Source organism: Pseudomonas sp. S5D5, from assembly GCF_003013355.1.
Lineage (GTDB): Bacteria > Pseudomonadota > Gammaproteobacteria > Pseudomonadales > Pseudomonadaceae > Aquipseudomonas > Aquipseudomonas aylmerensis.
Genome location: NZ_PTEO01000001.1, coordinates 3,962,111 through 3,985,292 on the forward strand (window position 1 = coordinate 3,962,111; position 23,182 = coordinate 3,985,292).

The following is a 23,182-nucleotide window of genomic DNA, read 5'->3' on the forward strand; positions in this document are numbered from 1 at the left end:
TTGATCTAGGCGCCCCATTAAACACGCTGGCCGAACGCAGGCTTGAATCCGTGGGTAACCCGGCAGGACGCCGGGTTAGCCGCACTGGGCCAGGGATGGCCCATTGCGGCGGCCCACGGATTCAAGCCGGAGTGAGGGCACACCGAGCCTAGGCGAGGTGCCGAGTGTTGGGGCAAGAGCCCTTTTGGTTACTTTTGGGGCTCTTTTCCAAAAGTGACCCGCCGTAAGGGCGGAACCAATTCCAGCCATCACCCCAATATCGGATATGCCCCCACAACCGATTTGACTCCCCTCCCACCCCCATGCTCTCCTACACACCTTGTTTCGGGTGCCCTTCACAGGGTGAAACGGGAAACCGGTGAGTCATCACATGACGAGTCCGGTGCTGCCCCCGCAACGGTAAGCGAGCGAAGCGTCAGATCCACTGTGCCAAGGGCATGGGAAGGCGACGCTTTCAGGACTCCCCCCAGGAGCCCCCTCGCAAGCCCGGAGACCGGCCCGAAAAAATCAGATAACAAACCCGCGGTGGGCGGGCGCTGTTCAGAACCCTGCGTGCCTGGCTCGCGGGGTTTTCATGCGCTCGTTTCACCCTGACACCCAGAAGGGACGCGCCATGTCGATCATCAGCAGCACCTCGCACACCGCCAGCAGCTCCGCCACCCTGAGCCAACGCCTGACCGCCGCCATCGGCGCGTCGATTCTCGGCGCGTGCCTGGTGTACTTCGCCGGTTTCTCGCACATCGAAGCAGTGCACAACGCTGCCCACGATACCCGCCACAGCGCCGCGTTCCCGTGCCACTGAGACCTGCCGACATGATCAAGCGTATTGCGCAAACCGCAGGTTTCACCGGCCTCCTGGCCGCCCTGCTGCTGACCCTGCTGCAAAGTTTCTGGGTCGCTCCGTTGATTTTGCAGGCGGAAACGTTCGAAAACGCCCCGGCCACTACTGAAGTGGCACATCAACATGCCGACGGCGCCGCCGCCCACAGCCACGACGCCGAGGCCTGGGAGCCGGAAGACGGCTGGCAACGCGTGCTCTCCACCACCGGCGGCAACCTGGTCGTTGCCGTGGGTTTTGCCCTGATGCTCGCCGGCCTCTACACCTTGCGCGCGCCTACTCGCACCGCCCAAGGCCTGCTGTGGGGCCTGGCCGGTTATGCGACCTTCGTACTGGCACCGACCCTGGGCCTGCCGCCTGAGCTGCCAGGCACCGCCGCTGCCGATCTCGCACAACGGCAGATCTGGTGGATCGGCACCGCTGCCTCGACGGCGGCCGGCATTGCGCTGATCGTGTTCGGCCGCAACTGGCTGCTGAAAATCCTCGGCGTGGCGATCCTGGCGGTGCCACACGTGATCGGCGCACCGCAGCCGGAAGTGCATTCGATGCTGGCCCCGGAAGCCCTGGAAGCGCAGTTCAAGATCGCGTCGCAGCTGACCAACGTGGCGTTCTGGCTGGCCCTGGGCCTGATCAGCGCCTGGCTGTTTCGCCGCAACCGCGACGATCAATACTCGGCATGACCCTGGTGGTCGGCCTGGGCTGCCAGCGCGGCTGTGATGTTCACACCCTGCTGGACCTGCTGGACAGCGCCCTCGCCGAAGGGGGGATCGAGCGCCAGCGCATCACTGCGCTGGCAAGCATCGACCGCAGGCAGGATGAACCGGGCCTGATCGCCCTGTCCCGCCTGCTTGAGCTGCCGCTGCAGTGCTTCAGCGCCGACCAACTGGCGGTGTATGAAAACCGGCTGAGCCACAAATCAGCCGTCGCGTTCGCCCACACAGGCTGTCATGGCGTCGCCGAAAGCGCCGCCCTGGCCCTCGCCGAACACCTCGCCAGCGGCCCTGCCCGCCTGCTGATCACCCGCCGAAAAAACGCCCAGGCGACTTTTGCATTGGCCTGCGCAGGCTGAAACCCCGATAATTGCCTGCCCTGAACATGAACAATGTTCATACACGCCCGCTTTTAAACAGGAAATACCATGACCGTCTACTTTATCGGCGCAGGCCCTGGCGATCCGGAATTGATCACCGTCAAAGGCCAGCGGCTGATCCGCAGTTGCCCGGTGATTATCTATGCCGGCTCGCTGGTGCCGGCGGCGGTATTGGAAGGCCATCAGGCGCAGCAGGTGGTCAACAGCGCCGAGCTGCACCTGGAACAGATCATCGACCTGATCAAGGCCGCCCACGCCAATGGCCTGGATGTGGCGCGGGTGCACTCCGGTGACCCAAGCCTGTATGGCGCGATCGGCGAGCAGATCCGCTATCTGCGCGAGCTGGGCATCCCGTTTCAGATCATCCCCGGCGTGACCGCGGTGGCGGCGTGTGCAGCGCTGCTGGAGACCGAATTGACCCTGCCGGACATTGCGCAGAGCGTCATCCTGACCCGCTACGCCGACAAAACCAGCATGCCCGCCGGCGAAGCGTTTGACAGCCTGGCGCAACACGGCACGACCATGGCGATTCACCTGGGGGTCAATCATCTGGAGAAGATCGTCGCGCAACTGCTGCCGCACTATGGCGCCGATTGCCCGATTGCCGTGGTGCACCGGGCGACCTGGCCGGATCAGGATTGGGCGCTGGGAACGTTGAATGACATTGCCGAAAAGGTCGCCGCCAAGGGATTCAGGCGTACCGCGTTGATTGTGGTGGGTCGGGTGCTGGCGAGTGACAGTTTCAGCGAGTCGTCGCTGTATCAGGCTGGGCATGCACACCTTTATCGGCCTTAATGCTCAACCTCATCAATCAAATATAAGACACTGATTTAACTTAATAAATATAAATCAAAAATGTGGGAGCGGGCTTGCTCGCGAATGCGCTGCCCCAGTCACCAGATCAGTCGACTGACACACCGCTTTCGCGAGCAAGCCCGCTCCCACACTTGATCTAACTTGTCAGATAGATAACGTAAATCATTGAATTTAAAGCATAAAAAAACGGCGCTCACGGGGCGCCGTTTTTTTGTTCGCAGTGAACGCCTTACTCAGTAGTAGGCGTTTTCTTTCTGCGTGTGGTCAGTCACGTCGCGTACACCCTTGAGCTCTGGAATACGTTCCAGCAGGGTGCGCTCGATGCCTTCGCGCAGGGTGACGTCCGCCTGGCCGCAGCCCTGGCAGCCGCCGCCGAATTTCAATACGGCGATACCATCTTCCACTACATCGATCAAGCTGACCTGACCGCCGTGGCTGGCCAGCCCCGGGTTGATCTCGGTTTGCAGGTAGTAGTTGATGCGCTCGTTGACCGGGCTGTCAGCATTGACGTTCGGCACCTTGGCGTTCGGCGCCTTGATGGTCAACTGGCCGCCCATACGGTCGGTGGCGTAGTCGACCACGGCGTCGTCGAGGAAGGCTTCGCTGAAGGCGTCGATGTACGCGGTGAAGCTTTTCAGCCCCAGCGCGGTGTCTTCAGGTTTCTCTTCTCCAGGCTTGCAGTAGGCAATGCAAGTCTCGGCGTATTGGGTGCCGGGCTGGGTAATAAAGACGCGGATACCGATACCCGGGGTGTTCTGCTTGGACAGCAGGTCGGCCAGGTAATCGTGGGCGGCGTCGGTAATGGTTATGGCAGTCATGGAAACTCCTCACAGGCTTGCGGGCAGTTTACGCCAAATCATTACAGAGGTACAAAGTCCTAGTATTTTTGTCGGGATAAATTTGACCGTTGGTCGCCATCGAACCAGCCCTTGAGCAGGCGATAACTACCCTTTTCCAGCCAACGGTAGCTGCCCAGGGCACCCAGGCCGATGATCACCACGCACACCGCCAGTACGGCATACGGGTTCAGGCCGTAGCGCTGGGCGGCGTAACCACCGGCGGACAACACCAGCACGTGCAGCAGATACACCGAATAGGAACAGTCCCCCAGCACTTTAAGCAATCGATTGTCCGCAAAGAAACGCTCCAGCGCCATGCACGCCACCACCAGCACCGCGCTGGGCAGGCCCCAGGTCAGCGCCCGTGGCGAAGCCGGCCAATGGTAGATCGCCAGCAGCGCGGCGGCGACGCCCAGCAACGGCAGCCACATGCCGGGACGAATCCAGCCCTTGCGGTAGAGCATGCCAATGCCGATGCCCATCAGGAACTCGACCACGATATCCGAGCGGTAGAACTCGCTGATCCAGCCGAATGACGTCCAGGCCTCGCACACCGCGAACAACAGCGCCGCGACCACCAGCAATCGCCACTGCCGACGGAACAGCAGCGCCCAGGCGAACAGCAGGTAGAAGAGCATTTCGTAGTTCAGCGTCCAGCCCACGTTGAGCGTCGGGTACACCCCATAGCCGCCGGGGTTCTCGGAAGGGATAAAGAATAACGACATCAGCACATGGGCCGCATCGACGCTCTGATCCGGCAGCATTGGCCGGGCAACTACCACCAGCAAGGCCATCAGCAAGGTGTAGAACCAATAGGCCGGCACGATGCGCAACAGGCGGTAGAGTAGGAATCGCCAGGGCGGCAGGTCCTTGTCCTGGGTGGACAGGAAGATCACCAGGCCGCTGATCACGAAAAACACGTCCACGCCCGCCGCGCCCTTTTCCACAAACAGTCGGCCCAGGACGGTGTCCGCCTTGAAGCCGAAGAAAATCTGCATGAAGTGGTGCCCCACCACTGTCCAGGCCGCCAGAGCGCGCAGCGCCTGTACCGAGATCAACATTGTCCGCCACCCTTCCCAACACCGATGCCTGAAGTTGGGACCATGGCGGGCGGACAAAGGTCGATCAAAGATTCTCGTAGCGGTTCATATCCAGCACACCCTCTTCCACCGGCGTGGTTTCGTGGATATAGCGCGACAAATCATGGAAGTACTGCCAGAACAACGGATGGCTGCGGCGCACGCCCCAGCGGTCGACAATCTTCTCAAAGCGGTTGGCGTCCTTGGCCCGCTCCATTTCGGCGACGAACTCGGGGACTTCCTGCGCAGGAATGTTAAACATGAAGTTCGGGTAGCTGCTGAGCACGCCGGGGTAGATGGTCACGGTGTCCAGGCCCGGCTGATAGCGGTAGGCCTCACCCAGCAGGAACGCCACGTTACTGTGCGCGCGGTTGCGCAACATGCTGTAGACCACGCGCTTGCCGCGGGTGGTTTCGATCCGCAGCATCGTCGCCTCAGGCAATTGGTCGATGACCTTGAGCCCGGCTGCCGGGCGCGCCGTCAGGCGACTCAGGGCCTGCTCGGCATCCTGCAGCGCCGGGTCGATCCCGTCACGCGAGCAAAAGGCGCCGTCACAACGGTTGATCGGGTCCGGACTGGCATTCAGGTCGCCATATCGCGCGAGCAACTGGTTGGCAAAGTCACGCTTGGGGTCCTTGGCATCCAGGTGCAGGCCGGTGGGCGTGTCGTCGTCGATGGCCTCGTAGTCCAGCCACAACTTGAGCTTGCCGCTGTTCTGGTACCAGTCGTCGAGGAAATCCTCGCGACTGTCGGCCGGCATCAGGCGCAGGAAGTTCTGCTCGGCGCCGTTGCGGATCAAGTCGAAGTACAGGCGGGTCTGGGCCTGGTGCGACACATTGCCGAACACATCGAAGTTCACCGCCAATTGGTAATAGGTGCGTTCCAGCAGCGGGTAGTCGAACAGCCACATCGTCTGTGGCACCTCACCGATCAGGCCCTTGGTCACCGAGGCGCTGTCGAAGTGGCGGAAGATACTCAGCAAGGCATTGTCATTGCCGGCCCACAGGCTCGACCAACTCGGCGGCGGCAAATCGGCGTAACTGTCGCGGCGCAAGGCCTCGTATTCATTGCGTTTGTCGCGGTAGGCCAGCCACAGGCTCAGCACGCTGCCGACGTCATCGTTCTGCCCCGGCATCGCCAGCAGCGGCGTGGCCTGGCCGCGATAACGCGCATCGGTGATGTACAGGTCGTGCTCGGGGTCCTGGAACAGGGCCCAGAAGTTGTCGCGGATCACGTCCGTGGCGATCTGCCCACGGCACACCGGCCCGCGAATGAAGGTGCGTACGAAATACTCGGCGTTATCGAGCATGAACTGGTAGCGCGCCTTGGCCGGGATCGCCTCGAAGGTTTCGAACGGGTTGGCACGACGGCCCGGCCCGTAGCCCGGCAAGGCGTCGACCTGCCAGTTGCCGGCGTAGAACAACTCCTTGATGCGCGCCATCTTCGCCGCGCTGAACGGGTACGTGATGTGGGTTTTATGCACGATCACGCCCTGCACTGGCCACAATCGGTAGTACACCTGGGTGCCGGGGTCGTCATTCGGGCGGCGCGTGGCGATCAGGTCGATGGGCTGGCCGCTTGGCGTGCGCGAACGCACCCATTGGAAGAAATGCCCCGGCTCGCCGTTCTCGAAATAGATGTGCGCGAGGAACAGATGCTCGAACAACCAGCGCGCCACCAGGCTTTCGCGGGCGCCCGGCTGGTTGAAGAGGTTTTCCCACTGCTGCACCTGCAGCGCTTCCCTGGCGCTGGGCGCCAGGCCCTGCTCGTCAATCGGCGCGCCGGAGGCCAGCCAGCGTTGCAGGGTCTGGTATTGCTGGTCGGTCAGGCCGGTGACGGCCAGCGGCATGCCTTCCTTGGGATGGGCGCCGGCATAGGCGTTGAACTCGCCAGGCATTGCGCACATGTTCTCGCGGCTGAGGCCCAGCACGATGTCTTCGGGCAACTTGGCATTCGGCTGCAGCGGCGCGTTATGCCCCAGCTCCAGCATGCGCGCCATCAGCGCGGCCTGACTGCCCTGGGCATCGAGTACCGAATAGAAGCCCTTCTGCTGCCAGGCCTGCTTGCCGAAGGCGTCGTAGAACAATCGGGTCGTCGGCGTGGCCTGGCTGCGTTCGCCGTCATACACCGGCACTTTGGTAGCCCCGCGCGCCGCGCCCTCGGCGCTGCCCAGGTTCAACTGGCAGGCGGAGTCGTAGCAGGCATGGCAGGCCACGCATTTCTCGGTGAAGATCGGTTGGATGTCGCGGGTATAAGAGATCGCCGGAGCGGGACCTTCTGCCGTGGCAGTACTGGCTATCAAGGCCAGGACGGCGCTGACGATAAGACGAAGTGACATGTATCCGGTCCCGATTCAATGCGTGCGCTGAAAAATTGCCGACAAGTCTACCGATGTCGACGCGCCATCAACGTGAGCGATATTCATGCAAAAACCTTGCATGCTCTAAAAGCGCACAGGTTTGCTATGATCCACGCCCTCCGTAATGCCTGAACTAGAGTAGTCCCATGCCCGATCGTAGCGCTCGCCTGCACGCCCTTCACCAAGCCCTCAAGGAACGCATCCTGATCCTCGACGGCGGCATGGGCACGATGATCCAGAGCTATAAGCTCGAAGAGCAGGACTACCGTGGCAAGCGCTTCGCCGATTGGCCAAGCGACGTCAAGGGCAACAACGACCTGCTGGTGATCACCCGTCCGGACGTGATCGGCGGCATCGAAAAAGCCTACCTGGATGCCGGTGCCGACATCCTCGAAACCAACACCTTCAACGCCACGCGCATTTCCATGGCCGACTACGGCATGGAAGAACTCGCCTACGAATTGAACGTGGAAGGCGCACGCCTGGCGCGCAAGATCGCCGACGCCAAGACCCTGGAAAACCCGACCAAGCCGCGTTTCGTCGCCGGCGTGCTCGGCCCTACCAGCCGCACCTGCTCGCTGTCGCCGGACGTGAACAACCCCGGCTACCGCAACGTGACCTTCGATGAACTGGTGGAGAACTACACCGAGGCCACCAAGGGCCTGATCGAAGGCGGCGCCGACCTGATCCTGATCGAGACCATCTTCGACACCCTCAACGCCAAGGCCGCGATCTTCGCCGTGCAAGGCGTGTTCGAGGAGTTGAATGTCGAGCTGCCGATCATGATCTCCGGCACCATCACCGACGCCTCCGGCCGTACCCTGTCGGGCCAGACCACCGAAGCGTTCTGGAACTCCGTGGCCCATGCCAAGCCGCTGTCCGTCGGCCTCAACTGCGCCCTGGGTGCCAGCGAGTTGCGCCCGTACCTGGAGGAGCTGTCGAACAAGGCCAACACCCATGTGTCCGCGCACCCCAACGCCGGCCTGCCCAACGAATTCGGCGAGTACGACGAACTGCCGTCGCAAACCGCCAAAGTCATCGAGGAATTCGCCCAGAGCGGCTTCCTGAATATCGTCGGCGGCTGCTGCGGCACCACGCCGGGCCATATCGAAGCCATCGCCAAGGCCGTGGCCGGGTATGCGCCGCGCGTGATCCCGGACATTCCCAAGGCCTGCCGCCTGTCGGGCCTGGAGCCGTTCACGATTGATCGCAGCTCGCTGTTCGTCAACGTCGGCGAGCGGACCAACATCACCGGTTCCGCGCGCTTTGCCCGCCTGATCCGTGAAGACAACTACACCGAGGCCCTGGAAGTCGCCCTGCAGCAGGTCGAAGCCGGCGCCCAGGTGATCGACATCAACATGGACGAAGGCATGCTGGATTCGAAGAAGGCCATGGTGACCTTCCTCAATCTGATTGCCGGCGAACCGGACATTTCCCGCGTACCGATCATGATCGACTCCTCGAAGTGGGAAGTCATCGAGGCTGGCCTCAAGTGCATCCAGGGCAAGGGCATCGTCAACTCGATCAGCATGAAGGAAGGCGTCGAGCAGTTCATTCACCATGCCAAGCTGTGCAAACGCTACGGCGCGGCTGTTGTGGTGATGGCGTTCGACGAAGCCGGCCAGGCCGACACCGAGGCGCGCAAGAAAGAAATCTGCAAACGCTCCTACGACATCCTGGTGAATGAAGTCGGCTTCCCGCCGGAAGACATCATCTTCGACCCGAACATCTTCGCGGTCGCCACCGGTATCGAGGAGCACAACAACTACGCCGTCGACTTCATCAACGCCTGTGCCTATATCCGCGACGAGCTGCCGTACGCGCTGACCTCCGGCGGCGTGTCCAACGTGTCGTTCTCGTTCCGCGGCAACAACCCGGTGCGCGAGGCAATCCACTCGGTGTTCTTGCTGTATGCGATCCGCAACGGCCTGACCATGGGGATCGTCAACGCCGGCCAGTTGGAGATCTACGACCAGATCCCGACCGAGTTGCGCGACGCCGTGGAAGACGTGGTGCTCAACCGCACCCCGGAAGGCACCGATGCCCTCCTCGCCATTGCCGACAAGTACAAGGGTGACGGCAGCGTCAAGGAAGCCGAGACCGAGGAATGGCGTGGCTGGGACGTCAACAAGCGCCTGGAACACGCACTGGTCAAGGGCATCACCACCCACATCGTCGAAGACACCGAGGAATCCCGCCAGTCGTTCGCGCGCCCCATCGAGGTGATCGAAGGCCCGTTGATGTCCGGCATGAACATCGTCGGCGACCTGTTCGGCGCCGGCAAAATGTTCCTGCCCCAGGTGGTCAAGTCCGCACGCGTGATGAAGCAGGCCGTGGCCCACCTGATCCCGTTCATCGAGCTGGAAAAAGGCGACAAGCCGGAAGCCAAGGGCAAGATCCTGATGGCGACGGTGAAGGGCGACGTGCACGACATCGGCAAGAACATCGTCGGCGTGGTGCTCGGTTGCAACGGCTATGACATTGTCGACCTGGGCGTGATGGTGCCGGCGGAGAAGATCCTGCAGGTGGCCAAGGAGCAGAAGTGCGACATCATCGGGCTCTCGGGCCTGATCACCCCGTCCCTGGACGAGATGGTCCACGTAGCCCGCGAGATGCAGCGCCAGGACTTCTACCTGCCGCTGATGATCGGCGGCGCGACCACCTCCAAGGCGCACACGGCGGTGAAGATCGAACCCAAGTACAGCAACGACGCGGTGATCTACGTGACCGACGCCTCGCGCGCGGTGGGCGTGGCCACGCAGCTGCTGTCCAAGGAGCTGAAGGCCGGCTTCGTCGAGAAGACCCGCCTGGAATACATCGACGTGCGTGAGCGCACCTCCAACCGCAGCGCGCGCACCGAACGCCTGAGCTACCCGGCGGCCATCGCCAAGAAGCCGCAGTTCGACTGGACAACCTACACGCCGGTGAAGCCGACCTTTACCGGCTCCAGGGTGCTGGACAATATCGACCTCAAGGTGCTGGCCGAGTACATCGACTGGACCCCTTTCTTTATCTCCTGGGACCTGGCTGGCAAATTCCCGCGCATCCTCGACGATGAAGTGGTCGGCGAAGCCGCCACCGCGCTGTATGCCGATGCCCAGGAAATGCTCAAGAAGCTGATCGACGAAAAGCTCATCAGCGCACGTGCGGTGTTCGGCTTCTGGCCGACCAACCAAGTGCAGGACGATGACCTGGAAGTCTACGGTGATGACGGCCAGCCGATCGCCCGGCTGCACCACCTGCGCCAGCAGATCATCAAGACCGACGGCAAGCCGAACTTCTCCCTGGCCGACTTCGTCGCACCCAAGGACAGCGGCGTGACCGACTACATCGGTGGCTTTATCACCACCGCCGGCATCGGCGCCGAAGAAGTGGCCAAGGCCTACCAGGACGCGGGGGACGACTACAACTCGATCATGGTCAAGGCCCTCGCCGACCGCCTCGCCGAAGCCTGCGCCGAGTGGCTGCACCAGCAGGTGCGTAAAGAGCACTGGGGATATGCCAAGGACGAGCAACTGGATAACGAGGCGCTGATCAAGGAGCAGTACAGCGGCATCCGCCCTGCCCCCGGCTACCCGGCGTGCCCGGATCACACCGAGAAAGCCCAGCTGTTCCAACTGCTCGACCCCGAGGCCCGCGAAATGCACGCCGGGCGCAGCGGTGTGTTCCTCACCGAGCACTACGCGATGTTCCCGGCGGCGGCGGTCAGCGGCTGGTACTTCGCCCACCCGCAGGCGCAGTATTTTGCCGTGGGCAAGATCGACAAGGACCAGGTCAGCAGCTACACCGCACGCAAAGGCCAGGACCTGGCCGTGACGGAGCGCTGGTTGGCCCCCAACCTGGGCTACGACAACTGACGCCTGGGGGATTGTCTATGCTGTCCCTCACACACCTTGTGTCGAGGGATGTATGGACGATCCAGCCAACAACAAGCCGCCAACCTTCTGGCAGATGCTCCACAGCGTGATGGCGGCCGCCTTTGGCGTGCAGAGCGGCAAGAACCGCGCCCGCGACTTCACCCACGGCAAGCCCAGCCACTTTGTGATCCTGGGCATTCTGTTCACGGCGGTGTTTGCGCTGACGCTGTTTGGCATCGTGCAACTGGTGCTGCACGTGGCTGGCGTATAAACCCAACCTGTCTGTCAGAGCTGGCAAGCCAGCTCTTACAGGGGTCCGTATCTATAACTACTGGTGGCTGACCCAGAACACGGCAGTTCCAACCACCAGGATTATCAAGAACAGAATGGCCCAGGCGTCCACGGTACTGTCGGGTTTACGGGCTTTTGTCGAATTGCTCATCGCATCGCCTCTTGTCGGTTTTATAGGTGATCACGTTCAGACACGATCACAGTAAAGTCGACGATTGCCCGCATGACAAATGTGGGTATCGCGATAACCGTTCTCATTAGTCATTTTGGTTATTTGCATATACTCAAACATCACTTTTGCGCATAAACGCAAACTGGTATCGTGCGCCGGCTCCGTTGGGAGTGCGCGGCCGTGCGCGCAGATTTGCCGAGAACAGGACCTATATGTACGTATACGACGAATACGATCAGCGCATCATCGAGGACCGCGTCAAGCAGTTCCGTGATCAGACCCGACGCTACCTAGCAGGTGAACTGAGCGAAGAAGAGTTCCGCCCTCTGCGCCTGCAAAATGGCCTTTATGTTCAGCGCTTTGCGCCGATGTTGCGAGTTGCCGTGCCCTACGGCCAGTTGACCTCGCGCCAGATGCGCATGATGGCCAAGATTGCCCGCGACTTCGACAAAGGCTATGCCCACATCAGTACCCGCCAGAACGTGCAGTTCAACTGGCCGGCGCTGGAAGATGTGCCGGACATCCTGGCCGAACTGGCGACCGTGCAGATGCACGCCATTCAGACCAGCGGTAACTGCCTGCGCAACGTGACCACCGACCAGTTTGCCGGCGTTGCCGCCGACGAACTGATCGACCCACGCCCCTGGTGTGAAATCGTCCGCCAATGGACGACGTTCCACCCAGAATTCGCCTACCTGCCGCGCAAGTTCAAGATCGCCATCAATGGCTCGACTTCGGACCGTGCGGCCATCGAAGTCCACGATATCGGCCTGGAGCCGGTGTACAACGCCGCCGGCGAGCTGGGCTTCCGCGTGCTGGTGGGCGGTGGCCTCGGCCGGACCCCGGTGGTCGGTGCGTTCATCAACGAATTCCTGCCGTGGCAGGACCTGTTGAGCTACCTCGACGCGATCCTGCGGGTCTACAACCGCTATGGCCGTCGTGACAACAAGTACAAGGCCCGGATCAAGATCCTGGTCAAGGCGCTGACCCCTGAGGTATTCGCCCAGAAAGTCGACGCCGAGATGGAACACCTGCGCGGCGGCCAGACCACCCTGACCGAAGCCGAAGTACACCGTGTGGCCAAGCACTTCGTCGACCCCGAGTACAAGGCCCTGAGCAATCAGGACGCCGAGCTCGCCGCGCTCGACCAGCAGCACCCAGGCTTTGCCCGCTGGCGCACCCGCAACACCCTGGCGCACAAGCGTCCTGGCTATGTCGCCGTGACCCTGTCGCTGAAACCGACCGGCGTTGCCCCGGGCGATATCACCGACAAACAGCTGGACGCCGTCGCCGACCTGGCCGACCGCTACAGCTTCGGTCAACTGCGTACTTCCCACGAGCAGAACATCATTCTCGCGGACGTTGAACAGAGCCAACTGTTCACCCTGTGGGGCGAGCTGCGCGAAGGCGGTTTCGCCACGCCGAACATCGGCCTGTTGACCGACATCATCTGCTGCCCGGGCGGCGACTTCTGCTCCCTGGCCAACGCCAAGTCGATCCCGATCGCCGAATCGATCCAGCGCCGCTTCGACGACCTGGACTACCTGTTCGACATCGGCGAGCTGGACTTGAACATCTCCGGTTGCATGAACGCCTGTGGTCACCACCACGTCGGCCACATCGGCATCCTGGGCGTGGACAAGAAAGGCGAAGAATTCTACCAAGTGTCCCTGGGTGGCAGCGCCAGCCGCGATGCGAGCCTGGGCAAGATCCTCGGCCCGTCCTTCGCCCAGGAAGCCATGCCCGAGGTGATCGGCAAGCTGATCGACGTGTACATCGAACAGCGCACCGAAGATGAGCGTTTCATCGACACCTACCAGCGCATCGGCATTGACCTGTTCAAGGAGCGCGTCTATGCAGCGAATCATTAAGAACAACGAAGTCGTCGACGAAACCTGGCACCTGCTGCCCAAGGACGCGAGCTTCGATGGCATTTCCAACTGCGACGACCTGATCGTGCCGCTGGCCCTGTGGCGCGAACACGGTCACGCCCTCAAGGCCCGCGACGGCGGCCTGGGTGTGTGGCTGGACGCCGATGAAGAGGCCGAGGAAATCGGCGAAGACGTGGCGCACTTCCAGGTTATCGCCCTGAACTTCCCGGCCTTCACCGATGGTCGCAACTACTCCAATGCCCGCCTGTTGCGTGACCGCTACGGTTACAAGGGCGAGCTGCGGGCGATTGGCGACGTGCTGCGCGACCAGCTGTTCTACCTGCACCGCTGCGGCTTCGATGCCTTCGCCTTGCGCGCCGACAAAGACCCGTACGAAGCACTGGAAAGCCTCAAGGATTTCTCGGTGACGTACCAGGCTGCAACGGATGAACCGCTGCCGCTGTTCCGTCGCCGCTGAGTCTGCACAAATGAAAAAGCCCTGGCATGCCAGGGTTTTTTTTATGAGTTGAGTTTGATCGACGCCAGCACCTGTTTCTGCCCCATCGAACACGGCACACCTTCCGGTTGCGCGCGTACCGCGTCGATCACCCCGAGTAACTGCGCCTTGCTGTGCGCCAGTTGCGCCTGCATCGCTTCAATCTGCTCGACCTTGCGCTCGAGCGCCTCGATCAGCTCGTCGCGCTTGTGCTCGCCGGGGGCCGGCATCAGCGCCTTGAGTTCCTGCAAGGTGAAACCGGCCTGCTGCGCGCTCTGGATCAAGCGCAGCGTCTGCAAGGCCTCCGGTGCATAGCGGCGATAGCCATTGGCCTGGCGCCCCACCTGGCTGATCAGCCCTTCGGCTTCATAGAAACGGATACGCGACGCCGCCAGCCCGCTCTGTTTGGCCAACTCACCAATATTCATCGACACTGCCTGCTTGACATTAAAGTTAACTTTAAGCTTAGCCTGAGGCCTCCCCTGCTCAGGAGTCAACCCATGTCACCCTTTGAACCCTTGCAACTGCCCAATGGCCAAGTCATCGCCAACCGTATCGCCAAGGCCGCGATGGAAGAGAATATGGCGGATGCCCAACAGGCCCCGTCCCGCGAATTGAAGCAGTTATACAAGACCTGGGCAGACGGCGAGCCGGGCCTGCTGCTGACCGGCAACGTGATGATCGACCGCCACGCCATGACCGGTCCCGGCGGCGTGGCCCTCGAAGACGAACAGCACCTGGACAGCTTTCGCGAATGGGCCGATGTGGCCCGCGCCAAGGGCGTGCATTTCTGGGTGCAGCTCAGCCATCCGGGCCGCCAGACCATGGCCAACCTGGGCCAGCAGGCAATAGCACCTTCCGCCGTCGCCCTTGACCTGGGCGGCTTTTCCAAGATGTTCGCCAAGCCCAGGGCCATGACGGAGGAGGATATCCAGGACGTGATCAAGCGCTTCGCCACCAGCGCCCGCCTGGCTGAAAAAGCCGGCTTTACCGGGGTACAGATTCACGGCGCGCATGGCTACCTGATCAGCCAGTTTCTGTCGCCGCTGAGCAATCGGCGCACCGACCGTTGGGGTGGTTCGCTGGAGAACCGTGCGCGCCTGCTGCTGGAGGTGATCCACGCAGTGCGCGCCAACGTCAGCGCGTCATTTTGCGTAGCAGTCAAGCTCAATTCGGCGGACTTCCAGCGCGGCGGCTTCGACGAGGCCGACGCGCGCGCCGTGATCGAGATGCTCAACCCGCTGCCCATCGACCTGCTCGAGCTGTCCGGCGGCAGCTATGAAGCACCGGCCATGCAGGGCGAAGCACGCGACGGCCGCACCCTGGCACGCGAAGCCTACTTCCTGGCGTTCGCCAGCGAAGTGGCCGCCATCGCCACGATGCCGGTAATGGTCACCGGTGGCATCCGCCGCCTGCCCATCGTGCAACAAGTGCTCGACAGCGGCATTGCCATGGCCGGCATCGCCACCGCGCTGACCCTGGAGCCGCAACTGATCAAGCACTGGCGCGAAGGCCGCGACCTCAACCCGCAACTGCAACCTATCGACTGGAAGCGCAAACCCCTGGCCGCCCTCGCCATCCTCGCCGTGGTGCGCTACCAGATGCGCCGCCTGAGCCGTGGACACCGGCCCAATCCCAAGGTGATCGCATGGACGGCGCTGGTCCGCGACCAGTGGTTTATCGCGCGGCGTACCCGGCAATACCGTGCGGCCATGACGCAATCTTCACATTAAGCGCGGAGCATTCGCCGTGATCGAACTGTCCCCTATTGATCAGCAATTTTTAACCTCACTGACGATTGGAGTTCTTCATGGCGAAAATCAACCTGGCCCAGCAATTGGCGACCACCCTTGAACAGGCGGGCATCAAGCGCATCTGGGGCCTGACCGGCGACAGCCTCAATGGCCTCACCGACGCCCTGCGCACCATGGACAGCATCGAGTGGATGCACGTGCGCCACGAAGAAGTGGCCGCCTTCGCCGCCGGTGCCGAGGCCGCCGCCACTGGTGAACTGACCGTGTGCGCCGGCAGCTGCGGGCCGGGCAACCTGCACTTGATCAATGGCCTGTTCGACTGCCATCGCAACCATGTGCCGGTACTGGCGATTGCGGCGCAGATCCCTTCGTCCGAGATCGGCCTGAACTACTTCCAGGAAACCCATCCCCAGGAGTTGTTCAAGGAGTGCAGCCACTTCATCGAGCTGGTCACCAACCCCGAGCAGATGCCGCACGTGCTGCACCGCGCCATGCGCTCGGCGATCCTCAATCGCGGTGTGGCGGTGGTGGTGATTCCGGGGGATGTGTCGCTGCTGGAGGTCGAAGACAAACTCAAGCCCTGGCCGGCCCTGCACGCACCGCGCACCCTGCCGGCGGAACAGGACCTGCAGCGCTTGACCGAAATCCTCGAGAGCAGCGAGAAAGTCACCCTGCTGTGCGGCAGTGGCTGCGCCGGTGCCCACGATCAGGTGGTCGCCCTGGCCGACGCCCTGGGTGCCCCAGTGGTGCACGCCCTGCGCGGCAAGGAGCACGTGGAATGGGACAACCCGTTCGACGTGGGCATGACCGGCCTGATCGGCTTCAGCTCCGGTTACCACGCCATGCTCGACTGCGACACGCTGATCATGCTCGGCACCGACTTCCCGTATCGCCAGTTCTACCCGACTGACGCGAAGATCATCCAGGTCGACCGCAACCCGCAGGCGCTGGGCCGTCGTGCCACGCTGGACCTGGGCATCGCCGCCGACGTCAGCGAGACCCTCGGCGCGCTGCTGCCACGCCTGACCCGCAAGACCGATCGCAGCTTCCTCGAGACGTCCCTGAAGCACTACGAGAAAGCCCGCCAGGGGCTGGATGACCTCGCGCAACCGTCGAAGGCCAATCGACCGATTCACCCGCAGTACGTCGCGCGCCTGCTCAGTGAGCTGGCCGATGACGATGCCATCTTCACCGCCGACGTCGGCTCGCCGACCGTATGGGCCGCGCGCTACTTGAAGATGAATGGCCGGCGCCGGCTGATCGGCTCGTTCAACCATGGTTCCATGGCCAATGCCATGCCCCAGGCCATCGGTGCCCAGGCGGCATTCCCCGGACGGCAAGTGATCTCGATGTCGGGTGACGGTGGCTTCGCCATGTTGATGGGGGATTTCATCTCGTTGGCACAGCTGCAGTTGCCGGTCAAAGTCATCGTGTTCGATAACTCATCCCTGGGTTTTGTCGCCATGGAAATGAAGGCCGCCGGCTACCTGGATGCCGGCACCGAGTTGAAAAACCCGGACTTCGCGGCGATGTCCAACGCCATGGGCATCCTCGGCATTCGCGTGGAGCAATCCGAAGACCTGGAACCGGCCCTGCGTCGTGCCCTGGCCCATGATGGCCCGGTGCTGGTGGACGTGGTCACCGCGACCCAGGAACTGGTGATGCCACCGACCATCAAGCTGGAGCAGGCCAAGGGCTTCAGCCTGTATATGCTCAAGGCGGTGATGAGCGGGCGCGGCGATGAAGTGATCGAACTGGCGCGCACCAACTGGCTGCGATAAAGCCGGCTGGACGGGGAGCGGGCGTGCCCACTCCCCCGTTTGGCTCGGGTTATCGGCTCAGGCTGTCTGTTTTTCTACCCACTGGCCGTAGGCATCAATAAAGGCCTGCAGGAACGGTTTGGTCTTGTCCGAGACCTTACCGGACTCATCGAACACGCTGCCCGCGCCACCCAGGTAGGCCTCCGGTTGCTGCATGCACGGCACATTGAGGAACACCAGCGACTGACGCAGGTGGTGGTTGGCGCCAAACCCACCAATCGCACCCGGCGACACGCTGATGATGGCGCCCGGCTTGCCGCTCCAGGCACTTTGGCCGTATGGGCGCGAACCCACGTCAATCGCATTCTTCAACGGGGCGGGCACGGAGCGGTTGTACTCCGGTGTCACAAACAGCACCGCGTCGGATGAGCGTACTTGCTGACGGAAAGTACTGTACGCTGCCGGCGGCGCAGCACCGTCGATGTCTTCGTTGTAGAGCGGCAAATCGCCAATTTCCACAATGTTCAACTTCAGGTTGGCAGGGGCCAGTTCGGCCAATGCCAGGGCGACCTTGCGGTTGATCGAGTCTTTTCTCAAGCTGCCAACCAGGACGGCAATCGTGTAGACCTTGCTCATTGGGGTTTCCCGACGTCTGACTAAAGGAGCTTGTAGTTATAGAGTCTTCGCGGCGCGTTCACCAGAAGGTTTTGATAATCCTCCAGGCGTTTGTCTCGCAGCCCAATGCGTAGGAAGTGTCTGAAAAGGTCAGCGAATAGTATTTTTTTTCCATAGGTAAACTACCCCGCTCTATGACGGTCTACACCACCGCAAATCGAGTGTTTATCTCCAGAGGTTCTAAACAGATGGCAGCAGTACTAGTCGGACAGTTTCATGCCAGAGACGCAGAAGGACGTGTGTACTCGGTGCATGAGTTCCAGGAATCCAACCCGGCGCAAGGCGACCTGGCTGGCTCGGCACCCACCACCACCTACAAGCTGGCCATTGGCGACCGTGTAGAAAAACTGGAAGGCGATGAGTTCAAGCTGATCCAGTCGGGGACCATCATCGTGCGCGAATCGCAGACCACCCTCGCTTCATAAGCCTGATCCCCCGAACGTACCCGCTCAGTCCCGGCCATTGACGGCATTGACTGGGCCGGGCGATCACGGCCGGCGGATCTCGGTGATTTCCAGCCCCGGCTCCCCGTCGACTTGCTTGAGTGTCACCATCAACCTCCCCCGCTCGCCCTCCACCGCATACATCAGGCGCGTGTAGCCCGGCGAGTTGTACGCGGGATACGCCACCACCTGCCTGACCAGCGTCATGTCCAGCACCGTACCCACCTGCGCGCCCACCTGTTCCTCGGCACGGATAAACGCCTCCAGGGCAAGGTTTTGCGGGGTGATTTCGTCATGATTGCTGAAGAGATAAGCGGCCACGCACCCTACGGTCACCAGGACCAGCAGTGGCTTGGCCGTTACCCCGAGGAATATCGAGGGCAAACGCATATGAGACCAGACCTGTTTTTGTTGTGTGTGCCGGTCACCGGCTTTGGTCGTTGTCGATCAGACGAGCCATTCTAATCAGGTCGATGGGTAATGCCAGATGATTTACTGGTCGCCGTAGGTAATATCCTTGTTCTCTCCCACGCCACCCAGTGTGCGGTCCTTGCCGAACGAAAACAGATCGAACGGCGTTCGCGTCTGGGTGGGCGGGAAGTGGTACTGATAGGCAACGCCCCAGGGATCGCTCAGCAGGTCTTCGTCGACATAGGGCCCCTTCCATTTCGTCTCGCCCGCCGGCTGCGTGACCAGGGCCTCAAGGCCCTCGCTGTCAGTCGGGTAGCGGCCGGTGTCCTGGTGGAACCGCTCGATGGCTTCACCGAGCGTGGCCACCTGGGTCTTGGCCGTGGAAATTTCCGTCAGCGCCACATCGCCAAACAATCGCGGGCCCACGGCAAGTGCGAGCAAGCCAATGATGACGAGTGCCACCAACACCGCCCACCGGGTAAAGCCGTGTTGGCGCTGAAGGGTGTTGACCCTGGTACTTCCCGGCATGGTAAGGCTCTCCGTCATCGCGAGATTGAACACTCTTTATACAGCCTGCTGGTTGCAGTTGCGTGCATGATTAACGGTAGTCGACGCCAATCAACGCCCCAGCTCTTTTTTGCCCACCCATTGAATCCCCGTCCTCCTGACCCTAGACTCCGGCCATGCGTTTACGTCATATCGAAGTGATTCAGGCCATCTTGCAGACCGGACACCTCGGCACGGCCGCCGAATGGTTGCAACTGCCTGTGGGCGATGTAGAGGCGACGCTCAAGGATGCCGAGCAGCAAGTGGGTTTCATGTTGTTCGCCAGCGTGCGCGGGCGCTTGCAGGCGACCCGCGAGACCCTGGAGCTGCAGGTCGAAATGGCCCACCTGCAGGAAGCGCTGGAACCGGTGCAACGCCTGGCCAGCCGTTTGAAACACCATCACGCTCCGACCTTGCGCGCCCTCTGCACCCCGCCGCTGGCCAACCAATTGTTGCCACACAGCATTGCAGTGCTGCGCCGACGCTTCCAGGACACACCGTGCAACCTCTCCAGCCAGCCGACGCGGGACATCGTCAGGAGCCTGTTGCTGCATGAAGCCGACGTCGGCTTGAGCCTGCATGACCCGCAGCACCCGCAAATCCACTGCAGCGTGCTGGCCCAAGGCAAGCTGCAACTGCTGGCGCCCCATGGCTGGCTCAAGCCCAAGCAAAAGTACATCGCGCTGCAGGACCTGGCCGGCCAATCGATGATCGGGCTCGAAGGACAAGACCCGCTCAGCCGTCTGCTGGACGCCAAGCTGCAAGCCTTGCGCCCGCTGCCGGTGGTGCAGACACGGGTGCAGACTTACCAGATGATGCGCAGCATGGTGGAAGCCGGCGAAGGCCTGGCGATTGTCGACCCCTTCACCGCGTTCGGTGCGCGCGAGGCCGGGCTGGATGCCTGCCCGGTGTCGCCGCCGATCATGGTCAGCCTGTATGCGCTGACCCTCAAGGAGGGCGTGGCCTCACCGGCCCTGAATGCGTTGCTGGAGATCGTCACGCAAAAGGCCGAGGGCCTGCTCGCCAGCGACACCAAACCCGTCGCTCCTACACCTTGAACAACCGATACCAGAAAATCGCCACTTCGCGGGTCTGCGGATCAATGCCGCGATAGCGCAGGTGGTCGATCCCGCCCATCACATAGCCGCAACGCTCATACAAACGGCAGGCCCCCAGGTTGTTGTTCTGGGTTTCGAGCATCATGCCCGGCAGATTTTTCTTGCGGCTCCAGAACTGCGCCACATCCAGCAACGCCTTGGCCACCCCATGGCGTCGCGCGGGCAACGCCACCGCCAACTCGTCCACGTGGGCAAAGCCGTTCCAGTTGGTACTGATCACGATATGCCCGACCGCCCGATCATCCAGGTACGCCATGAAGATCGCACTGTCCGGCGCATCGCGAAAACTGGCGAATTCCTCCGGGTCGATGCCATAGCACTTGCGGTACGGCACGATGCGCTCCACGGGCCATTGATCGACCCGCTTGCCCATCTGCGGCTCACCGTAGGCAACGACCTCAAAGCTGAAGTCATTGCCCCACACGTAGGCGTCAAAGCCTTCGTCGGCGACCCGTACACTGAGCCCCGGATACTTCGGGTTCATTACAGCTTGCATAAACATTCTTAACCCTTGATGCAATCGACGGTGTAACAACGACCACTGCCGTCGTCTTCGTGTTGCAATCCATGAACATCGGCGACAAAACCGGGAAAACTGCTATCGAACGTCCGGGCAAAGGCTAGGTAGTCAATGATCGATCGCGTCGACTCGGTAAAGCGCTCGCCCGGCATGATCAGCGGGATGCCGGGCGGATAAGGCACCAGCATCACCGCGGCTATGCGCCCTGGCAACGCATCGATAGACACCGCTTCCACCTCGCCCCTGACCAGTTGGTCGTAGGCGTGCGCCGGTTTCATCGCGATTTCCGGTAAAACCGTGTACATCCGTTTGAGGTGCTTGGCGGTCGCGTTGCTACGGTAACAGCTATGCAACTGATCGCACAGGTCGCGCAGGCCGAGGCCCTGATAGCGCAACGGGCCCTGTGCGAACACCGATGGCAAACAACTGGCCAGGCTGGCATTGGCGTCGTAGTTGCGCTTGAACTCCAGCAACTCGGTGAGCAAGGTACTCCATTTACCCTTGGTGATGCCCATCGAAAACAGCACCAGGAAGGAATACAACCCGGTCTTTTCCACCACCAGCCCACGTTCCCAGAGGAATTTACTGACCACCGCCGCAGGAATGCCGCAGTCGCTCAGGGCGCCACCGGCGTTGAGTCCCGGCATCACCAGGGTGACTTTGATCGGGTCCAGCAGCACATAGTCCTCAGCCACATCGCCGAAGCCGTGCCAATCATCCTGCGGCTGCAACAGCCAATCCGCCGTCGCCACGCGGTCGATACCGGCCACCGAGGGCGGTTGCCAGATGGAAAACCACCAGTCCTCAGCGGCAATGTGCTGGCGCAGATTGGCCAGCGCGCGACGAAAGCTCAGGGCCTCGTCGAACATTTCCTGCAGCAGCGAACGCCCGGCGGGGCCTTCCATCATCGCCGAGGCCACATCCAGCGAGGCGATGATGCTGTACTGCGGCGAGGTGGAAATATGCATCATGAACGCTTCGTTGAACCGATCACGGTCCAGCTGGCGGGCGCCGCCGTCCTGCACATGGATCATCGAAGCCTGGCTGAACGCCGCCAACAGCTTGTGCGTTGAGTGGGTGGTGAACACCAGCGGGCTGTCCGGGGTCCGCGAAGTGCCCATGCCATAGCGGCCGGCGAAGAACTCGTGGAAGGCGGCGTAGGCGTACCAGGCCTCGTCAAAGTGCAGCACCTCGACACTGTTGCCCAATTGCTGCTTGATCAGCTCGGCGTTGTAGCACAGCCCGTCATAGGTGGAGTTGGTCACCACCGCCAGCTTGACCTTCGCCGGTCGACCACGGGCCAGCGGGCTGGCCTCGATCTTGGCACGGATCGATTCCGGGCTGAATTCACTCAGGGGGATCGGGCCGATGATCCCCAGTTCGTTGCGTTCCGGGCACAGGTACAGCGGGATGGCACCGGTCATGATGATCGAATGCAACACCGACTTATGGCAATTGCGGTCCACCAGCACCAGCTCGTCGCGCCCGACCATGGAGTGCCAGACGATCTTGTTGGCGGTCGACGTGCCGTTGATCACGAAGAACGTGTGATCGGCGCCAAAGTTGCGCGCGGCGCGGGCTTCGGCTTCGGCCAGCGGCCCGGTGTGATCGAGCAGCGAGCCTAGTTCGGGCACCGAGACCGACAAGTCCGAGCGCAGGGTGTTCTCGCCAAAGAACTGATGAAACGCCTGCCCTACCGGGCTCTTGCGATAAGCCACGCCGCCGCCATGGCCGGGGGTGTGCCAGGAATAATTGGAGTCGGCGGTGTGCTGCACCAGCGCCTTGAAAAACGGCGGCAACAGGCCGTCCAGGTAAGTGCGCGCCGCACGCGCCACTTGGCGGGCGAGAAACGGCACGGTGTCTTCGAACAGGTAAAGAATGCCCCGCAGTTGGTTAAGTTCGCTCATGGCATCGGCGGGTGCGTTCTCCAGGGTGACTTGCTCGCCCAGGGCAAAGATCGGCAGGTTCGGCGCCCGCACCCGCGCGAGGCGGATCAGCTCGACCATGTTCTGCAGCAAGTGGGTGTTTTCGCCGGCGCCTTCAGCGGCAATCAGCATGCACGCCAGGCCGTGATGGGTAGAGGCCACCAGCCGGCCTTCGGCGTAGTCCACCGCGGAAAAGATACTGAAGCCCTCTTGCTCCAACTCCCCGGCGATGCCTCGAACCCGATCACCGGCAACGGTGTCGGCCTTGATGTCACGGTGCACGATCAGCACTGGGAACTTCAGGTCTTTGTACATGGGTGCG

The 23,182-nt window shown here is 61.9% G+C and carries 21 protein-coding genes and 1 riboswitch; of the genes, 12 read left to right on the plus strand and 9 right to left on the minus strand.

Annotation, left to right across the window (positions count from 1 at the left end):
* Positions 1–309 precede the first annotated feature (309 nt).
* Positions 310–517, plus strand: a riboswitch (cobalamin riboswitch).
* A gap of 96 nt (positions 518–613) precedes the next feature.
* The 4 genes from C9990_RS18045 (at position 614) to cobM (ending at position 2,723) form a co-directional block, all read left to right on the plus strand.
* Positions 614–802: a CbtB-domain containing protein gene (locus tag C9990_RS18045; RefSeq protein ID WP_027606475.1), complete on the plus strand. Its 189-nt coding sequence runs from the start codon at positions 614–616 to the stop codon at positions 800–802.
* Between the two features lie 11 nt (positions 803–813).
* Entirely contained in the window at positions 814–1,518 is a 705-nt protein-coding gene (locus tag C9990_RS18050; RefSeq protein WP_065906443.1) for a CbtA family protein, read from the plus strand.
* Complete coding sequence (locus C9990_RS18055) at positions 1,515–1,907, plus strand: cobalamin biosynthesis protein (protein ID WP_106804176.1); 393 nt, start codon at positions 1,515–1,517, stop codon at positions 1,905–1,907. Before C9990_RS18050 ends, C9990_RS18055 begins: the two co-directional genes overlap by 4 nt.
* 69 nt (positions 1,908–1,976) lie before the next feature.
* On the plus strand, positions 1,977–2,723 hold the full coding sequence (gene cobM, locus C9990_RS18060; protein ID WP_106804177.1) for a precorrin-4 C(11)-methyltransferase: 747 nt from the start codon (positions 1,977–1,979) through the stop codon (positions 2,721–2,723).
* A gap of 254 nt (positions 2,724–2,977) precedes the next feature.
* Here cobM and nfuA read toward each other — a convergent pair whose 3' ends face one another.
* The 3 genes from nfuA to C9990_RS18075 all read right to left on the minus strand — a co-directional run bounded on the left by nfuA (position 2,978) and on the right by C9990_RS18075 (position 7,000).
* Entirely contained in the window at positions 2,978–3,562 is a 585-nt protein-coding gene (nfuA, locus tag C9990_RS18065) for a Fe-S biogenesis protein NfuA (protein ID WP_003173594.1), read from the minus strand.
* A gap of 59 nt (positions 3,563–3,621) precedes the next feature.
* Complete coding sequence (locus C9990_RS18070; RefSeq protein ID WP_106804178.1) at positions 3,622–4,644, minus strand: acyltransferase; 1,023 nt, start codon at positions 4,642–4,644, stop codon at positions 3,622–3,624.
* A gap of 64 nt (positions 4,645–4,708) precedes the next feature.
* Positions 4,709–7,000, minus strand: a complete 2,292-nt coding sequence (locus C9990_RS18075; RefSeq protein ID WP_106804179.1) for a fatty acid cis/trans isomerase — start codon at positions 6,998–7,000, stop codon at positions 4,709–4,711.
* A 167-nt stretch (positions 7,001–7,167) separates the two neighbouring features.
* Between C9990_RS18075 and metH the strand changes: the two genes are divergently transcribed.
* The 4 genes from metH (at position 7,168) to C9990_RS18095 (ending at position 13,690) form a co-directional block, all read left to right on the plus strand.
* On the plus strand, positions 7,168–10,878 hold the full coding sequence (gene metH / locus C9990_RS18080) for a methionine synthase (RefSeq protein WP_106804180.1): 3,711 nt from the start codon (positions 7,168–7,170) through the stop codon (positions 10,876–10,878).
* A gap of 52 nt (positions 10,879–10,930) precedes the next feature.
* A complete protein-coding gene (locus tag C9990_RS18085; RefSeq protein ID WP_065906428.1) occupies positions 10,931–11,149 on the plus strand; it encodes a DUF2970 domain-containing protein in 219 nt (72 codons plus the stop codon).
* A gap of 404 nt (positions 11,150–11,553) precedes the next feature.
* Positions 11,554–13,212 (plus strand): nitrite/sulfite reductase, encoded by a 1,659-nt coding sequence (locus C9990_RS18090; protein WP_106804181.1) that lies wholly within the window; start codon positions 11,554–11,556, stop codon positions 13,210–13,212.
* Positions 13,196–13,690 (plus strand): DUF934 domain-containing protein, encoded by a 495-nt coding sequence (locus tag C9990_RS18095; protein ID WP_065906424.1) that lies wholly within the window; start codon positions 13,196–13,198, stop codon positions 13,688–13,690. The genes C9990_RS18090 and C9990_RS18095 overlap by 17 nt, the downstream gene beginning before the upstream one ends.
* A 41-nt stretch (positions 13,691–13,731) precedes the next feature.
* Here the strand turns inward: C9990_RS18095 and C9990_RS18100 are convergent, their stop codons facing one another.
* Positions 13,732–14,136, minus strand: coding sequence for a MerR family transcriptional regulator (locus C9990_RS18100; protein ID WP_065906419.1), 405 nt, complete (start codon positions 14,134–14,136; stop codon positions 13,732–13,734).
* Between the two features lie 72 nt (positions 14,137–14,208).
* On the opposite strand from C9990_RS18100, the gene C9990_RS18105 reads away from it, so the two are divergent.
* Both C9990_RS18105 and poxB read left to right on the plus strand, forming a co-directional pair.
* Positions 14,209–15,441 carry an NADH:flavin oxidoreductase/NADH oxidase family protein gene (locus C9990_RS18105; protein WP_106804182.1) on the plus strand — a complete coding sequence of 411 codons (1,233 nt, stop codon included), beginning with the start codon at positions 14,209–14,211 and terminating at the stop codon, positions 15,439–15,441.
* A 77-nt stretch (positions 15,442–15,518) separates the two neighbouring features.
* Positions 15,519–17,243 carry a ubiquinone-dependent pyruvate dehydrogenase gene (gene poxB / locus C9990_RS18110; protein WP_106804183.1) on the plus strand — a complete coding sequence of 575 codons (1,725 nt, stop codon included), beginning with the start codon at positions 15,519–15,521 and terminating at the stop codon, positions 17,241–17,243.
* A 57-nt stretch (positions 17,244–17,300) separates the two neighbouring features.
* On the opposite strand, the gene C9990_RS18115 is transcribed toward poxB, so the two are convergent.
* Positions 17,301–17,858, minus strand: coding sequence for an NADPH-dependent FMN reductase (locus C9990_RS18115; protein WP_106804184.1), 558 nt, complete (start codon positions 17,856–17,858; stop codon positions 17,301–17,303).
* 227 nt (positions 17,859–18,085) lie between these two features.
* On the opposite strand from C9990_RS18115, the gene C9990_RS18120 reads away from it, so the two are divergent.
* Positions 18,086–18,322 (plus strand): hypothetical protein, encoded by a 237-nt coding sequence (locus C9990_RS18120; RefSeq protein ID WP_027606489.1) that lies wholly within the window; start codon positions 18,086–18,088, stop codon positions 18,320–18,322.
* Positions 18,323–18,385: 63 nt separating this feature from the next.
* Here C9990_RS18120 and C9990_RS18125 read toward each other — a convergent pair whose 3' ends face one another.
* Together C9990_RS18125 and gspG are read right to left on the minus strand one after the other, a co-directional pair.
* Positions 18,386–18,730, minus strand: a complete 345-nt coding sequence (locus C9990_RS18125; protein ID WP_106804185.1) for a hypothetical protein — start codon at positions 18,728–18,730, stop codon at positions 18,386–18,388.
* Between the two features lie 102 nt (positions 18,731–18,832).
* Positions 18,833–19,279, minus strand: a complete 447-nt coding sequence (gene gspG, locus C9990_RS18130) for a type II secretion system major pseudopilin GspG (protein WP_106804186.1) — start codon at positions 19,277–19,279, stop codon at positions 18,833–18,835.
* Positions 19,280–19,434: 155 nt separating this feature from the next.
* Between gspG and C9990_RS18135 the strand changes: the two genes are divergently transcribed.
* Entirely contained in the window at positions 19,435–20,355 is a 921-nt protein-coding gene (locus C9990_RS18135) for a LysR substrate-binding domain-containing protein (protein WP_065906412.1), read from the plus strand.
* Here C9990_RS18135 and C9990_RS18140 read toward each other — a convergent pair.
* Positions 20,345–20,911 carry a GNAT family N-acetyltransferase gene (locus C9990_RS18140; RefSeq protein WP_083221450.1) on the minus strand — a complete coding sequence of 189 codons (567 nt, stop codon included), beginning with the start codon at positions 20,909–20,911 and terminating at the stop codon, positions 20,345–20,347. The genes C9990_RS18135 and C9990_RS18140 overlap by 11 nt on opposite strands.
* 8 nt (positions 20,912–20,919) lie before the next feature.
* Positions 20,920–23,175 carry an Orn/Lys/Arg decarboxylase N-terminal domain-containing protein gene (locus tag C9990_RS18145; RefSeq protein WP_106804187.1) on the minus strand — a complete coding sequence of 752 codons (2,256 nt, stop codon included), beginning with the start codon at positions 23,173–23,175 and terminating at the stop codon, positions 20,920–20,922.
* Between the last annotated feature and the right edge of the window lie 7 nt (positions 23,176–23,182).